Origin of the sequence: Ancylomarina salipaludis, assembly GCF_004122035.1 — a bacterium.
GTDB classification, from domain to species: domain Bacteria; phylum Bacteroidota; class Bacteroidia; order Bacteroidales; family Marinifilaceae; genus Ancylomarina; species Ancylomarina salipaludis.
Genome location: NZ_SAXA01000007.1, coordinates 194,508 through 211,344, shown reverse-complemented (window position 1 = coordinate 211,344; position 16,837 = coordinate 194,508). Strand labels below are relative to the sequence as shown.

At 37.6% G+C, this 16,837-nt stretch carries 9 protein-coding genes; 6 read left to right on the top strand and 3 right to left on the bottom strand.

Annotated features, from left to right (window positions below):
* The first annotated feature begins 21 nt into the window (after nucleotides 1-21).
* The 6 genes from EO244_RS09670 to EO244_RS09645 all read left to right on the top strand — a co-directional run bounded on the left by EO244_RS09670 (nucleotide 22) and on the right by EO244_RS09645 (nucleotide 11,385).
* Entirely contained in the window at nucleotides 22-3,054 is a 3,033-nt protein-coding gene (locus EO244_RS09670) for a SusC/RagA family TonB-linked outer membrane protein (protein ID WP_164977455.1), read from the top strand.
* Between the two features lie 125 nt (nucleotides 3,055-3,179).
* Nucleotides 3,180-4,844 (top strand): RagB/SusD family nutrient uptake outer membrane protein, encoded by a 1,665-nt coding sequence (locus EO244_RS09665; protein WP_206734524.1) that lies wholly within the window; start codon nucleotides 3,180-3,182, stop codon nucleotides 4,842-4,844.
* Between the two features lie 234 nt (nucleotides 4,845-5,078).
* Nucleotides 5,079-6,890 (top strand): DUF3472 domain-containing protein, encoded by a 1,812-nt coding sequence (locus tag EO244_RS09660; RefSeq protein WP_129254463.1) that lies wholly within the window; start codon nucleotides 5,079-5,081, stop codon nucleotides 6,888-6,890.
* A 199-nt stretch (nucleotides 6,891-7,089) separates the two neighbouring features.
* Nucleotides 7,090-8,412 carry a DUF3472 domain-containing protein gene (locus tag EO244_RS09655; protein WP_129254462.1) on the top strand — a complete coding sequence of 441 codons (1,323 nt, stop codon included), beginning with the start codon at nucleotides 7,090-7,092 and terminating at the stop codon, nucleotides 8,410-8,412.
* Between the two features lie 199 nt (nucleotides 8,413-8,611).
* Nucleotides 8,612-10,057, top strand: a complete 1,446-nt coding sequence (locus EO244_RS09650) for an SUMF1/EgtB/PvdO family nonheme iron enzyme (protein WP_129254461.1) — start codon at nucleotides 8,612-8,614, stop codon at nucleotides 10,055-10,057.
* Between the two features lie 14 nt (nucleotides 10,058-10,071).
* A complete protein-coding gene (locus EO244_RS09645) occupies nucleotides 10,072-11,385 on the top strand; it encodes a Gfo/Idh/MocA family protein (RefSeq protein WP_129254460.1) in 1,314 nt (437 codons plus the stop codon).
* Between the two features lie 123 nt (nucleotides 11,386-11,508).
* Here the strand turns inward: EO244_RS09645 and EO244_RS09640 are convergent, their stop codons facing one another.
* From EO244_RS09640 to EO244_RS09630, 3 genes are all read right to left on the bottom strand, one after another.
* Nucleotides 11,509-12,528: a hypothetical protein gene (locus EO244_RS09640; RefSeq protein ID WP_129254459.1), complete on the bottom strand. Its 1,020-nt coding sequence runs from the start codon at nucleotides 12,526-12,528 to the stop codon at nucleotides 11,509-11,511.
* Nucleotides 12,529-12,805: 277 nt separating this feature from the next.
* Nucleotides 12,806-14,221, bottom strand: a complete 1,416-nt coding sequence (locus tag EO244_RS09635; RefSeq protein WP_129254458.1) for an SDR family oxidoreductase — start codon at nucleotides 14,219-14,221, stop codon at nucleotides 12,806-12,808.
* A gap of 259 nt (nucleotides 14,222-14,480) precedes the next feature.
* Nucleotides 14,481-16,724, bottom strand: coding sequence for a spermine/spermidine synthase domain-containing protein (locus tag EO244_RS09630; RefSeq protein WP_129254457.1), 2,244 nt, complete (start codon nucleotides 16,722-16,724; stop codon nucleotides 14,481-14,483).
* Nucleotides 16,725-16,837: the final 113 nt, after the last annotated feature.

Here is a 16,837-nt window from a genome sequence, read left to right as displayed (position 1 = left end):
TTAAGATTTAAGATAATGATTATGAAGTGTTTACGACAAGTCGATTTTTATCGAAATAATATAAAAAATAAAATAAGGATCAATATTTCCGGCATTCAAAAAGCGATAAGTTTGTTCGTTTTCATGCTGTTTTTTACAGTTATTGCAAGTGCACAATCTGTTGAAATAAAAGGGAAAGTATTAGATAATGATAATCAGGAGTCATTGCCAGGCGTTAGTATTATAATAAAGGGGACTACTCAAGGTTCTACAACTGATATAAATGGAGATTATACTCTAAAAGTAGGACAAGCCGATGCAATTTTAGTTTTCTCATTTATTGGTTATGAACCACTTGAAGTACCAGTTAAGGGGCAGACAACTATTAATGTCAAGCTGAAAAGTTCAACCAGTGACCTTGACGAAGTTATGGTTATTGCATATGGAACGACAAAAAAATCAAATTTAACAGGTTCAGCTGTAGCATTAGATAGTGAAGATCTAAAAGATGTTTTTGTGTCGAATGTCGCATCCATGCTTCAAGGTAAAGTTGCAGGTGTGAACGCATCATCACGTAGTGGAAGACCTGGTTCGAGTACAGAAATAACCATTCGTGGTAAAGGTTCCTTGTCAGGTGAGACAGCACCTCTTTGGGTGGTTGATGGTATTATAATGGGTAATTCTGACCCAGGTTTTAGTCCTGCTGATATTGAAAGTATGACTATATTAAAAGATGCTTCGGCTACTTCACTATATGGTTCTTTGGCTGCAAATGGGGTTATCTTATTACAAACTAAAAGAGCGAAAAAAGGGGAGTCCAAAATAAATGTGAATGCGACCTACGGACTCACCACATTTAATACTGGGAATTTCTCCGTAATGAATTCACAAGAGTTATACGATTATCAAAAAACCTGGAACCCTAATGTAACGGAGGATGTATTAAACACAGATACGGATTGGATGGACATTGCTACTCAAACTGGAAAAGCACAAGAGTATAACGTAAACTATTCTGGTGGGAACGAAAAGATGACTGCTTATTTGTCTGGTACATACTATAATGAGACTGGTGTCTTAAAAGGATATGATTACGAACGTTATTCAGCTATTGCAAACTTTGATATTAATGCAACTGAACGCCTTAAGATCAAAGTAAATTTATCCGGTGATTATCGTACGATCAAAGATCAACAACATTCTCCATATAATATGTTTACTTATATGCCATGGGATGAAGCTTATTTACCTGATGGCTCTGTTTTACATCCAAAAGTTGCTAGTGGTAAAAAATATTTACAAGACAACAATAAAGGTTGGTATGGTAGAGACGAAAGTAATTATCTATACGATTTGCAATACAATTATGGCAAGTCACGTAGCAATAATCTTCGTGCAAATATTGGGTTTGATTATAAAATCAACGAATGGTTAACATTTGCTTCGATGAATAATATTATTCTTAATCATGGATTAACTGAAGATTACGAAGACCCTCGTTCTATAGTAGGTCTTGCTAACAGAGGTTCTTTATCTGAAAAATATAGTTTTAATCAAAAGCGTTTTACCAATCAAATGTTGCGAATAAATAAAACCTTTGGTGCTCATGTTTTAGGTGCATTTGTAGCATGGGAATACAGTGATTCCCACTACGACGATGCTACTGCTAAAGGTAAAGGTGTTTCTGCTGGACTGACTGCACTTAACACCACTGCAGAAGCTCTAGAAGTAGGTGGGTATAAAAGCGAAAGTGCTAAGCAAAGTACGCTTGTTAATTTGCAATATGCTTATGATGATAAATACCTGGCTACTGCTTCGTTTAGCAGACAAGGTTCAAGTAGTTTTGGTTCAAATAAGCAATATGGTAATTTTTGGTCGGCCAGTTTAGGATGGAATGCCCATAGTGAAAAATTCCTGCAAGGAGTAGAATGGTTAAACGTATTAAAATGGACTGCCAGCATAGGACAGGTAGGTAATGCTCCAAGCGGTTTTCAATATCTTGGGTTCTTTGAGTTTGCTTCTCAATACAATGGGAACAATGCTGCTACACCCTATCAAAAAGGAAACCCAAACATTAGTTGGGAGAAAGTAACCAGCTACAACACAGCTATCAATACCAGATTATTCGACCGTATCAGCATCAACTTAGACCTGTACTATAAAAATAGTGATGATCTTTTAACTAAAGTGAAACTTCCTGCATTGACCGGATATAGTGGAGTGTGGATGAATATTGGACGTATTACCAATAAAGGATATGAGTTAACTGTTTCACCTGAAATAATTAAAACTTCCAGATTTAAGTGGGATATGACTTTGAACCTGGCATACAACAAAAACAGGGTTGAAGAATTGTACGATAATAAAGCTTATTTTGATGTACATGATCCAAATATCAAAATCGAAGCAAAACATGATAAAGATGCATACTTTCAACGTATATGGTACGGTGTAAATCCAGCCAATGGTAAACCGCTTTGGGAAAAAGTTACGGAAAACGAAGATGGTACTAAAACTGTTAGTTTAACATCAGAATACAATGATGCGACCTTGCAATTTACCGGAACCAAAGGTACTCCAACATATACAGGAGGTATCCTCAATAAATTTACTTTTGATGATTTCACCTTAACTGCCAATATTAGTTTTGTTGAAGGTATTGATAGATATAATAGCAACAGAGAATTATTTGATAGCGACGGATCATACGTTGGTTTTAATAGTATGAAATTGCATGACGACTGGAAACGTTGGGAAAAACCAGGAGATGTTGCGACTCACCCAAAATCACTTAACGGAGGGGCTGATGCTAATAAACCCTCGTCAAGATATTTAGAAGATGCAAGTTATATCCGTTTACGTAATGTAACCCTGGCATATAATGTTCCAAAAAACGTATCAAACTTACTTAAAATATCAAGTGCTTCAGTTTACGTAAGTGCAGATAACCTAATTACACTGACAAACTGGTCAGGTATGGATCCTGAAGTTGGAGCTACACGTTATGATGAGACGCATGGTTATCAATATCCGATGGCTAAGAAAATTATGGTAGGCGTAAAAATAGCTTTTTAATAAGTGAAATTTATTAATGATTAAAAAGATGAAATGAGCCATGAAAAAGTCTTCTCATACACGAGCATGATTATCAAATGGCGACTTCCATCTGACTTTAATAAAAAAAATATAAACAGATGAAAATGAAAAATATATATTCTTTTATTGCGATTCTATTAGCGCTTTCTATTAGCGCTTGTGATATCACGAGAGAGCCGTTTCAGGATTTATCAGATGATAAAGTATTTGCCGACGAATTAGGTATCGAAGCAGCAGCCCTAGGGACTTATGCCCTTTTAAAAAAGAATGAGTTTATGCGTCCTTACCACTTTCATGGTGAATTTGGTGGTGACAATATAGCATTAAGTGGCTCTACCACCGACGCATTATATTACATGTATAACTATCAGCACACCCCAACAAATGGCCATTTAAATAGCCTATGGTCTGGATGTTATAAAGGGATTGTGAATGCAAATAAGGTAATTGATAAAGCACAGAAAGGTACAGATCGTATGAACCACGTTATTGGTGAAATGTATTACCTGCGTGCCTTCTTTTATTTCACTTTAGTAAATGTTTGGGGAAGACCTTATAATCAGGCTCCAGAAACTAACCTAGGTGTTCCAATTATTCTAGATGCTGAACCCAATGCGGATGATTTGCCTCCTCGAGCTACTGTTAAAGAGGTTTATACGCAGATTGAAATCGATCTGTTAGAAGCTGCAAAACTGATGAGTGGATTTAAAAGAGATCCTTCTGAATATAACATATATGCATCAGAACAAGCTGCCAATGCTTTATTGTCCAGAGTCTATTTATATATGGAGGATAATGTAAAAGCAGAAGAATATGCCACTAAAGTTATTGAATCAAGCAACTTTACATTACTGGATGGTTCTGATTATGAAACATTCCCAACTATGGTGCCTGAAGAAAATTCAGAAATTATATTTGCATGTAGAGCCTTAAAAGATAAAGATGACTACGACTGGTATGCTTTTGGCGGTATGTATGCTACAATTCAAGGTGTAGGCTGGGGTGAAATGTATGCTTCTGAGCCATATAGAAATTTACTTGATCAAAATCCTTCGGATAGAAGACATAAGTTTATTGATCCTCAGTATGTAGATGGTGACGCATATGAGATCACTTATTCATACGACAAAGCATCTCCGGTGGGTTCAAAGATGTTCCAAATGTATGACGTTACCAATAATGCAGGCAATTGGGAATATGATTACAATGGTACAAAAACGGTTTCAACTGAACTCGTAAATGGTAACACTGTGTATTTTATCACTGAAGGTGAAAACATCAGTGGAAAAACCTATGTGAAATTGACAAAGAAGATGCCGGTAAGACAGGGATATCCAAAATATTTTGTGATAAAATGTTCAAATCAGGAAGGACAACCACAATTGTTCTCACCAGTTATTTCGCGTCTGGCAGAGATGTATTTGAACCGTGCTGAAGCTCGAGCAAAAATAGGTACAAATATGTCAGGAGCATTAGATGATGTTAATTTGATAAGAGAACGTGCAAATATTGATAGTTACTCTGCAGTGCCTGCTGGTAGAACCTTGCTGGAAATTGTGCTTGAGGAACGTCGTTTAGAATTGGCTTACGAAGCGCATCGCCGTTACGATATTTTTAGGAATGGCTTAACTTTAGATCGCAGATATCCGGGAACACACGATAGAGGAGCTAATCCTTTATTAACTGTTCCTGCAACAAGTCCTCGTGTTGTTGACTATATTCCGGAAGCTCAGATTTTAGCTCAACCTAACTTGGTTCAAAATCCATAAATAGTAATAAACGCATAATACAATAAGACTTTACAAAAGTCTTATTGTATTTAAATGTGGTTAATGATTTAGTCTTGAGGTTGTAAACTGATTTATTGTGCCGAGTAAACCTTTTTTGATCCCTTAGGAAATACCCTGAGCTTATTCATATTTAGGTTTTTACAAAATAGATAAAAGTTAGTTGTTAAAGGCTCAAGCATAAAAACAGTAAATTGTTAATTAAAATTTTTCGTCATGAAAATTACCAAATTAGGCTTATTAACATTTCTATTGGCTTTGTTATTCTTCTATTCTTGTGATAAGGAAGAAACCCTACCTGAAGATGAAAGCTTGAAAAAAGGCAAACCTGTGACTTACGATTTGTCTATATCAGTTCCTTGTGAAGGGAATAGTTGGGTCGTTGCGAATCCCGCTGCTACCGCAAATTTAGTTGTAACAGGAGGAATTAAAAATTGGACGAATTCAAGTGATAAAATTCGCACCTATTTTTATGCAAAAACAACCGGAACGATTCAAGTGGGTATTCGTGCCAAGCTAGACGTATCCACAACATTAAAAATAACGCTTGGAGATGAAACACAGGAACTTACTTTTGAGAAAGGGAGTGCCTATAAAGATTATAATGTAGGCACTTTTAGTATTAATCAAGCAGGCTATCAATTTATTGAACTGGAAGGCGTAAGCAATGGTGGAAGTTCTTTTGGTGATATTTCAGATATCTTATTAGGAGATTCGTCATGGAACTCTAACATAAGTTATGTGGATGCAGAATGGTTCTACTGGGGCAGAAGAGGTCCTTCTGTTCATTTAGGTTACCAGGTGCCGGCTAATAAAAATATTACCTGGTTTTACAACGAAGTGACTGTTCCTGTTGGGAAAGATCCAATAGGATCTTATTTTATGGCTAATGGTTTTTCATCTGGCTATTTTGGAATGCAGGTCAATTCAGCGACAGAGAGACGTATTTTATTTTCGGTATGGAGCGCATTTGACACGCAAGATCCAAATCAGATTCCATCAGAATATACAGTACAACCACTGGGATATGGTACAGGTGTAACCGTAGGAGAATTTGGTGGTGAAGGTTCTGGAGCTCAGAGTTATTGGGTTTATGATTGGAAACCTGGAACTACTTATAAATTTCTATTAAAAGGTGAATCCAATGCTGATAATTCAATCGACTATACGGCTTATTTCTATGCGCCTGAACTTGGTGACTGGAAGTTGATTGCCAGCTTTAGAAGACCATTTCCTACTGGTAAACATTTAACCCATTTGCATTCGTTTTTAGAGAATTTCAATACCACGATGGGTGATGAAACCCGACAAGTGGATTATACAAACCAATGGGTTTATGATACTCAGGGAAGCTGGAGTGAAATGACGAAGGCGACATTTACAACCGATGCTACCGGAAGTAACGGAGCTCGATTGGATTATGATGGTGGATCAGAAGGTGATCATTTTTACCTGAGAAATTGTGGCTTTTTTAGCGATAATGAAACCCCCAACACATCTTTCTCAAGAACAGCTAACGGAACAGCACCAGCTATTGATTTCTCGAAATTAGAAGTTTCTTCCATTACAGAACCATCAACACAAACAGTAATGGACCGAACAGGATGGACTGTAGTCGATTACAGTACTCAGGAAGATCAAGGAGGAGAAGGAGAGACAGGTCGTGCTGCCGATGTGCTTGATGGAGATGATAACACTTATTGGCATTCATGCTGGTCAGGTTGTACCGCAACAGCTCCACATTATATAACCGTTGATATGGGACAAGCCAATACGGTAGATGGGTTTAGTTTTACTCAAAGACAAAATCTATCCAGAACTGTTCAGGATTTGGAAATCCATATAAGCGATGACAATACAACTTGGGAAAGTTTGGGAGACTTTGTTCTGAAAAAGGCGACGAACCAGCAGACAATCGAACTCAGCACAGCAAAAACATTCCGATATTTTAAATTCATTGCTAAAGTATCTCACGATGGAACCAATAATGCCGCTATGGCAGAAATTGCAACCTATATTGTAGAATAAGTTTGAAATTGCATTTAGAGACCGTTCCAAATTTTAATTTGAGTCGGTCTTTTTTATTTGATGAAAATTCAAAATTGTTCGGTTTTAATGAGGTATGCGCTGTTTATTGGTTGTTTGTGAAAAATTCGACCTTCTAGCTTAATATGTCCACTTTTTTGTTAAGGATATTTATCATTTTTGAGATATAAAAATAAGATAAATGAAAAGAATTAGATATTTAATATTGACCACTTTTGTAGTGGTTTGTGTCTTGTCAGCCTGTTCGTTTGAAAAAAAAACGAAGAAAGAAGAGATTCAGTCAACTGAAGATTTAGTAATAGAAGTACCTCTTAGAGGAAATGCATGGTTGGTTGACGATGTTTCTTTAAATGAGAGTATGATTTCGGAGAATGGTTTAATAAACTGGACAAAAGAAAGCTCTCTGATCAGAACCTTTGTTAGAGTCAACCGTACAGGACAATTGAGTCTGGGGCTAAAGGCTAAATCTTTGAAAGGTTCTTCAATTGTGAGAGTTACCATTGGAGATGAATCTAGAGAAATATCAATCAGTAAGCAAAGCTCTGAAATTATTCCAGTTGGTCGCTTTAATGTGACAAAGACAGGTTACGTTCAGATTGATATGCAAGGGGTGTCAAAAACAGACCCGTATTTTGCTGAGGTTTCACACTTGCTTATAGGTGGGGAAGCCACTTTGGATGGAACTGATTTTGTAAAGGATGATTTTTACTGGGGTAGACGCGGACCATCGGTTCATTTATCTTATCAGATTCCGGAAAATGCGGGAGATATTCGTTGGTTTTATAATGAGATTGAAGTGCCTGAAGGAAACGACGTCATTGGTTCGTATTACATGGCCAATGGTTTTGGTGAAGGTTATTTTGGTATTCAAGTCAATTCTGATACTGAACGAAGAGTTTTATTTTCAGTTTGGAGTTCTTATGTGACGGATAATCCGAATGATATTCCTGATGAAGAGAAGATTACCTTATTGAAAAAGGGAGCTGACGTTAAAACCGGTGAATTTGGTAATGAAGGTTCGGGAGGACAAAGTTACCGGGTATACAATTGGAAGGCAGGAAATAAGTATCGATTTCTTTTGGGAGCAGAACCCAGTGCAGATAATTCCACTGATTATACGGCTTACTTTTTTGCTCCGGAAATTGGCAAGTGGGAACTGATTGCAAGTTTTAGACGTCAGAAAACAACGACTTATATCACACACCCTTATTCATTCTTAGAGAATTTTATGACTGAAATGGGGCAGTTTACCCGTATGGGTACCTATACCAATCAATGGTTCAGAAACACAGAGGGAAAGTGGTTCGAAGTGATTGATGCTAAATTTACTGCCGATGCCACTGCTCGCAAGAATTCGCGTTTAGACTATGCAGGTGGTGCAGATGGTACTTCTTTCTTTTTAAAGAATTGTGGTTTTTTTAGTGATCGAACAACTATTGATACTTATTTCAAAAGAGAAAGTACAGGCGAAGCTCCTCTTATCGATTTTGAGAATTTACCATAGAGTATGGAATCTATATAACGCAGTGGTTAGTAATTAGAGGAGATGAAACCGAAGAATAGGTTTGGTAGCTTTTGTAAATGGCTTTAGGTTGATTCTCCTCTTTTTTTTCGATATAAGTTCAAATAAAGCGAATGTAAGCTGATCTAAAAGGGTCGGCTTTACTCAATTTTTAAAAGGATGACTTTTTTTGTTTAGATTGGTGAGATTCAAAGTAAAAATAATAGGCCTGATTGCGATGGTTGGACTGTTTGTCTTGTATCGCTCAATTGAAAAGTTGGATATCTACACGTCGACTGATTCTTATTGTATTAATTGTCATGTTCATACATCTGCAGATCATTCCTGGGAATTATCCTCACATTATAGCACAGATTCCATTAAGAGGACTGCCTGTGTTGATTGTCATTTGCCTCCCAAAAAAAGTATAGACTATTGGCCCCAGAAGATAAAAGCCGGAACAAGGGATTTGTATAGCTATTATTTTAAAGATCACTTTAAGATTAATTGGGCTGAGAAATCGGAAATTGAAAATGCAGTAAGATTTACCCCCAAAGAATCTTGTATCAATTGTCATGAAAACTTGTTCCCTTTTTCCCTGTCTGATAAAGGTGAAAAAGCGCATTTGTATTATCGACGAAATGAAAATGAACTGCATTGCATTAATTGTCATATTGGTGTAGGACATGGTCAGCATCGGGCTATTTATGGTCAAAATACTTCTCTTTTAAAGAAAACGAGACTTGATTCAATGGCTTTATTTACTGAAGCCAATAAAATAACCGGTTTTAAAAATTTCAAAGAACAAATTCCCGGCTCGGATGTTTCTTTTGATATGATAGCTATTCCCGCAGGAGAGTTTGAGAAGGCTATTTATCACAATAATAAATTCAATAGCAAGCCCCTTGTTCGAAAGAAGATTCAGTTATCTCCATTTTTTATGGCGAAAGTTGAGCTGACCTGGGATGCTTATTTGGTTTTCTTAAGGGATGTTGAGTCGGAAGGGCGAGAGCAGACTCAAGCTCTCGATTCACTTGAAACGGATGTCATAAGTGGGGCAACACCTCCTTGGGGTGATCCTGCTCAGGGCTGGGGAATGGGCCAGCGTCCTGCCATAAGCATGACCTGGCAGGCTGCTAATACTTATTGCAAATGGCTTTCAAAGAAGACAGGGAAAACCTATCGTTTACCAACTGAAGCAGAGTGGGAATATGCCTGCAGAGCCAATTCTGATTTACAAGATAATTGGACTGATGAGGAGATGGCCAATCGGATAATATTTAGAGACAATTCTAAAGGGAAAACGCACTTGCCAGAAGGCATGAAAGCTAATGCATTTGGGTTGGTTAATATGCTGGGCAATGTTAAAGAATTTTGTTCGGATTGGTATGCTGATAATCCTTTTGAGAATGATTCATTTGTAGTGAATCCTGAAGGTCCGGAAACTGGGGTAGAAAGAGTTATCAAAGGGGGCTCGTATCGGTCTGAGAAAAAGGACATGCGAGTTGATTACCGGGAAAACACACAACATGATAATTGGCTGAAAACGGATCCTCAAATGCCTAAAAGTATTTGGTGGTATTCCGACTGCCGCGATGTGGGGTTCCGATTGGTATGCGAATGGGATGGAGATAAGGAAAAACAATAAATGGATTTTGAACGATGAAGACAGAGAAAAACGCAAGACGTGAATTTTTGAAGAATGCCAGTACTATAGGTATGTTTTGTGCCCTTGGAGCTACAGGTCTCATTCAGTGTGAATCGAAAAAGGAGAGATCTTATACCTATCCGCCCCTGCTTAATCAGGCTCCTGATGGTCCGCTTTTGAAAGCAGGACTTATTGGTTGTGGTTATCGGGGAACTGGGGCTGCTCTTAATTTTCTGAACGCCGGGTCCAATTTGGAAATCACAGCTTTGGGCGATGTTTTTATGGATAGGATCGATTTGTGCAATAAAATGCTGAAGGAGAAAAAAGGGTTTGAATTGCCCTCGGAGAATTGTTTTGTAGGATTCGATGCATTTGAAAAGGTAATTGACAGTGGCGTGGATGTGGTGATTCTTGCTACTCCCCCCAATTTCAGACCGGAGCATTTGGCTGCTTGTGTTAAGGCAGGTAAGCATGTGTTTATGGAGAAGCCCATTGCCGTCGATCCGGTTGGAGTTCGGTCGGTTATGATATCGGGAGAAAGGGCAGATGCTTTGGGTCTGTCTATTGTGACGGGTACCATTAAGCGTCATCAAAGAGATTATATTGAAACCTTTAGGCAAGTTGCGAAAGGTGAGATTGGAGATGTTGTATCGGCCAACAGCTATTATAATGTGGGGAAACTTTGGCACAAGAAACCTAAATCAGAATGGACTGAAATGGAAGCCATGATTCGTGATTGGGTGAACTGGTGTTGGCTTTCGGGTGACCATATTGTAGAGCAAAATGTGCATAATCTTGATACCGTGAATTGGTTTGTTGGCAAACATCCATTAAAAGCAATGGGCTTTGGGGCACGACATCGTCGATTGACAGGCAATCAGTATGATATGTTTAGCGTGGATTTTCTTTATGAAAATGATGTGCACTACCACAGCATGTGTCGACAAATAAGTGGTTGTGAGAATAATATATCAGATTTGATTAGAGGAACTCAGGGCTATACGAATTGTAAAAACACCATTTATAATCACAACTCGAGTATTAAGTGGGCGTTCGATTATGGCAATAAAGACCAAACTTTACCGATAAGTCCTTATGATCAGGAGCATATCGATTGGGTGACTGCTATTCGAACAGGCAAACCTGTAAACGAAACTCAAGCTATTGCCGAGTCGACCATGACGGGTATTATGGGACGAATCTCGGCCTATACTGGTAAGGAAACCACCTGGGAAGAGATGATGAACTCGGATCTCTATCTTTCGCCTAAGCATTACAGTTTTGGAAAAGTGGATGTTGTTAAATCTATTCCTGTCCCGGGGCTATAAAGAGAGACAAGAATTAATTTTCATAAAAAACAAAAGTAGGCCTGGACCTACTTTTATACATATAACTCTATTGTCGGGGTATTGACAGACTTATTAGAGGGCTATTTTTCAGAAACAGCTGTGTTATTTTATGGTAGCTCTTTCTATGTTGTTTTTCAGAATTTCACGCAGAGCACTATTGGTTATCTCCCTTTTTTCAAAATGATCTTCGATATATTTTAAAATATCAATTTCCGAATTTTTTTGAATAGTTATAAGGCTCTTTATTTTGGCCATTCCATATTTATCTTTCCAATATTTTAATGTTAATTGAGCAAGAGCATAAACGTCTTTACGTTGCATGTTGGCTTCTACAAAAGTGGGAGGATTTAAGTATTTTTCATACCCATTGTTTTCAATTAAATTAAGAACAGCTTGAGCTTTTTTAGCCTTTTTTGTCATATTTTTGTTTCCAAAACAGGTTGCAACACCTTCGTCAATAAAAGGATTTCCATTTCCAAATTCATAGGCATAAATATGAGCTAATTCGTGTACATGGTTAACGGTTTCGACAGCTTTAATCGCTCTGAAACGGGCTTTCCCTGCACCTTTATCTACCTCACCAACTATATTTTCAGCTTCTTCACCAAGTTTGGCATAATAATATTTGAAATCGTTTAGCTTTATTCCAAATTCTTTACTTAGTCTATCGTTTTCCAAAGTAAAAAGCTCAGCTTCCTTTAGGGTTTCTTTGCTTAGAGGCGAACTGCTGACATAAGTTACACTTCCTACTTGTGTTTTTATCCAGTTTGATGTTAGATGTTCCAGAAGTTCGTTTTCGTCCATTGTCATCATCCAATTTTCATTGTGCTGTTTAAAGGCAATCCATATCTTAAAATCATAGATTTTTAGGAAGATACGACCTGAGTGACCATAGATTTCCTCTGAAAGAGGTTTCATATTATTAACCAATTCTGATCCGGGTTGAACGAAGCCATAAATACTACCAAAGTTAGCGGGCTCAATAAATGCTTTTGCCTCGTCAGTTGTTTTTGTTTTTATGTATTCGTTCCACCTATCGATTAAAACATGGCTTTGTTGTGCTATTCCAAGCTGACATAAGCTGAATGTCATGAAAATAAATAAAGAAATTTTATTAAGCATAAGTAAATTTTAAAATGAGATGCGAAAATAATTATTTAACCTCAATTATAAATATGCTTAAAAACTACTTTTATTTAAGGATCAACCAAACTAGGTAATTGGGAGATTGATTTGACAGTTAATTGTATATAAATGTGTAGAGATTTAGTGATGTGGCAATTAGCATCCAAAAAATATAAGGGACTATTAAAGTTGATTTAAATCTTAGTACTAATCTGTAATAAACAAGCAAATAAATGATGAGGAATAGAGTTAATTTTCTGTTCATAAATGGTCTTTATTTGGTTAATTGCTTAAGCAGCCCTCTGAAAATAAAGCCATGAAAGGGGTAGATGATATACCAGTACAATCTGCCGGGTAAACCTTTGGGACGATAGGTTGCTGTTTGGATAAGTTTGTCACCATCAATTTTAAATTCAAGCCAGGCCTCTCCAGGGAGTATCATTTCAGCAAAAAGGAGGAGACGACCTTCTTTTTTATTGGCATATAGCACACGCCAAAAATCGACCGTATCGCCAGCGCTCAGTTTATTTTTATTCCTGCGGCCTCTTCTTAAGCCTACACCTCCCATAATGCGATCGATATAACCTCTAAATTTCCATAAACGATCTGCATAATACCAGCCTGTTTTGCCACCAATTCGCCATATTTTATCTAAACAAGCTTGCTTGTCAGCATAAACCCGAGTCCGTTGATCGGTTAAGCAACCAAATTTGGGGACGTTAATAAAGTCGGAGATTTTAATATTGAGTCGGCCGCTAATTAAGGAATCTTTCCAGCTTGAAACGACTTCATTACTTTCAATTTTTAAAAAAGCTTTTGATAAAGCTTCCTTATATGGAAGAGGTTTTACATCGAGAATTTGATTGATTTTATCATCTCTGCAGATCACCTCTATCTTCATACTATTGACAAGTGCTATGGCTAATTTGTATGAGGTGGTTGTGACAAAATAGAGCCAATAGGACGAAAGTCGAGGAGTCATCACAGGCACAATAATAATGCGGCGTATCAGTTTTCGTACACGGGCATATTCAAGAAGCATTTCTTTATAAGTGAGAATATCTGGTCCGCCAATATCAAAATCCTGATTATAGGTGTCCGAGTTCAGCAGGCTTTTGGATAGGAATGCAATGACGTCTCTAATAGCTATGGGTTGACATTTGGTATTGAGCCATTTGGGAGTAATCATGATGGGGATTTTTTCAACTAAATCCCGAATGATTTCAAAGGAGGCACTACCTGAGCCAATAATGATTCCAGCTCGTAAAGTTGTTAAGTTGTATTTACCTTTTTGTAATTCCAATTCAACATCCCCTCTCGATTTCAGATGTTTTGAAAGAATCGTTTCATTGATAATACCACTAAGGTATATGACCTGTTGAACTTGGGTTTTATTAAGAGCTTGTCTGAAATTAATGGCCGATTGTTTTTCTAAAACTTCATAATCGCTTGAAGAAGACATAGAATGAACCAAATAATAAGCCACAGCGATATCTTCAGGAATTTGCCTGAGTGAAGCTGAATCTAAGAGATCAACCTGAATGACTTCGATGTGAGGTAAAAGTGAAGGAGGCGGATTGAAGCGCTTAATGTCACGAACACAGCAAACCACCTGATGCCCATTCTCAATCAGAATAGGTAAGAGTCTTTTGCCAATATAGCCTGTTGCCCCTGTTAGTAGAATTTTCATATGATTATGCTTAAGTATAGATGACTTGATTTTAGATTATTTTGTTCATCTTCAGTGTGCTAATGAATATAACACTATTTTGAGGAGAATCCTAAATGAGATCTTTGATTATTTAAGCAATCTTTATTGTTTTATAGGCTTAATATATCTGAAGTAAGGTTTTATTTGAAAAATGCTTCTTAGTTAAAACTGACAAATGAAATAATCCCGGCTCGCATTGCTAGTCGGGATTATTGTTAAAATCAGGTGTAAAAAAGAATTACTCAGTTTTGAGAGGCATACGCAATAAAAGATAAGCTATCAGATAGAAGAAGATGGCAAGAGCTAAGCCACTTGAAAAGCCGTAATTGAAAACAGGTATTAAAACCAATGTACTTCCAATAACTGAGGCTGCTCCATTAATAGCAAATCCCCAGTCGATCAGTTCACCGGTTTTTGCACTTCCTTTTACAAATGGCATTCCCATAAAGAAACCCAAAGGCGCAATTAGTATGCAAGTGATGATGATACGCCACATAATACTCAGATCTGTTAGTGATGAGGTAATATAGGGGAACAGTAAAATCTCGGTAAGCAGCCACACAGCAATAAACAGGAAGGGTGTGTGTTGCTTAAATTTAGGACTTACCAAGCTGCCAATTCCAGAGCTGGCAAGGAGAATAAACAGGATGGTCATAAAGGTGTAAGAAGAGGATCCAATAAAAAGGGTGTATTTCTGTATTAAAACAACTTCAACGGCCATAAAAGCAATACCGATCGTGAAAAAATAGAACCATCCTGCGGCTTTAAGGTTTGTTCCTTTTTTGAAATAGGGTAGTAAATTAAGTGGCACTATCAGAACGATAACAATAAAAAGAATAACCAGTACGATGACCTTTGAAAGAGGGAATCCTTGAAATTCGTATGGCAAAAGTCGTGTTTTCACTTTCTCGAGAGAAAGATTTTTCATCATACCCAGTTGTGCAGTAAAGGGTTTGTTGTCGTAACAAGGCGAAATATTGGTTTTCGATTTCCCCTGCAGCTCTTGCCATCCGTTTAATACAATTTGGTTGATCAGATTATTCTTTACTGAATCAACGGCTGGATACAATTGTCTGTAGTAGGGATAGTTTTCTTTATTTGATTCATAAACGGCATTCTGAATAAGTTCTTTGCTTAGAGTTTGTTTCCCCATTAGAATCAGATGGCGGCGCATGGTAGGCAAATGATACACGGCTAAATGAGAAGCCGGATCTTTGACTCCTTCTCGTTTGAGAGCTTCCAATACCTCAGAAATCATTCTTGGTACATAAAACTGATGCTCCATTAATAAATACCCATTAGGTGATAAGGCTTTATAATAATCCTGAAAAGCTTCGGTAGTGAAGAGGTAATTTTCGGCCAAAGCGAAGGATCCTGAAGCCAGTGCCGCAAAGGTGTTGGAACTTAGCGAATAGATGACATCGAAATGATTATTGAAACGGCGAACGTAGGAACGTGCATCTTCACTGACCACTTTTACGCGAGGATCGTTGTAAATTTTACCCGTAAAATCTTTAAGGAAGCCTTTGGTCATCATTTTATTGATGTATGGATTGACTTCAACAGCATGAACCTCAGTCGCACCATCCTGTAAGGCTTGTAGGACATCGCCACCTGCTCCGGCACCCAGCGATAAAAATCGGCATGAATCGAATTGTGTGGTTAGATTAGTGGCAGGAATAGAAAATTGAACTTTAAGTGAGTCGGGACGATCCCAGTTCCCATCGAATTTAATTACAGGCGAGTTGGCTGCATCATCGATGTTTAAACCCCAGTTTTCATCATCGTATTTAAATACTTTTAGGCGTGCCATGGCATCCCAATGGGAGTAGATGACTTCTGCTCTTTCTTTTTTAGGGCGTGTTAGCAGTTCGGAGCTGTAGGGTAAAGCCCAAAAACTGGAAATAAGGAGTAGGATAGGGATGATTTTGAACCATCGGCGGATACAGATCAGGGCCGAAAGAAGTACAGGTAAGGTGATCATCAGTGCAGCTTTGTCGGTTCCGATTGTATTCATCAACAAGACAGAAACCACGACTCCCAAGGCAGCTCCAATTAAGTCGGCCATATAAAGACGAGGCATGTCTTCGTGTGTTTTTCTGAAGATGCTGCTTAGGATAATACCGCCTGTGAAAAATGAAGAGCCTAAAATGAGGATGGTGGTAATTAGTTTGATGACCATCCAATTATTACTCAGTAACTGAGTGAAATCAAGCTGTAAATGAAGAACGAGCGGAGGACCAATCAGCATGAGTCCAGCGGTTAGACTTAATAAGCCACCGTAATTATTAATGTTGGTGAGCGATTTGCTCATTCGCAATGACAGTGCTCCGAGTCCTAGTCCCAGAATGCTGACACTTAGTATAAGGAAAGCAAAGGTGTAAAAATATTCAGCAGAGAAGATTCTTGACCAAATAATTTCCATGGAGATTAAGGCCAGAGATAAGAGAAAGACAATTAGATTTTTACTTGTGAGTTTCATTGATTTGAAAAATTAATAGAGTTTGGGTTAATTAGGTCTTTAAGTTAACAATAAACAGGCCTAATTGCGTATTAATTTAATAATCAATTTTTTGTTTAACGAGTTGCTGCTTG

Bases quoted from the DNA above. Each gene is read 5' to 3' on its own strand.
- EO244_RS09670 (WP_164977455.1), top strand. From the start codon at position 22: ATGAAGTGTTTACGACAAGTCGATTTTTATCGAAATAATATAAAAAAT.
- EO244_RS09665 (WP_206734524.1), top strand. From the start codon at position 3,180: ATGAAAAATATATATTCTTTTATTGCGATTCTATTAGCGCTTTCTATT.
- EO244_RS09660 (WP_129254463.1), top strand. From the start codon at position 5,079: ATGAAAATTACCAAATTAGGCTTATTAACATTTCTATTGGCTTTGTTA.
- EO244_RS09655 (WP_129254462.1), top strand. From the start codon at position 7,090: ATGAAAAGAATTAGATATTTAATATTGACCACTTTTGTAGTGGTTTGT.
- EO244_RS09645 (WP_129254460.1), top strand. From the start codon at position 10,072: ATGAAGACAGAGAAAAACGCAAGACGTGAATTTTTGAAGAATGCCAGT.
- EO244_RS09640 (WP_129254459.1), bottom strand. From the start codon at position 12,528: ATGCTTAATAAAATTTCTTTATTTATTTTCATGACATTCAGCTTATGT.
- EO244_RS09635 (WP_129254458.1), bottom strand. From the start codon at position 14,221: ATGAAAATTCTACTAACAGGGGCAACAGGCTATATTGGCAAAAGACTC.
- EO244_RS09630 (WP_129254457.1), bottom strand. From the start codon at position 16,724: ATGAAACTCACAAGTAAAAATCTAATTGTCTTTCTCTTATCTCTGGCC.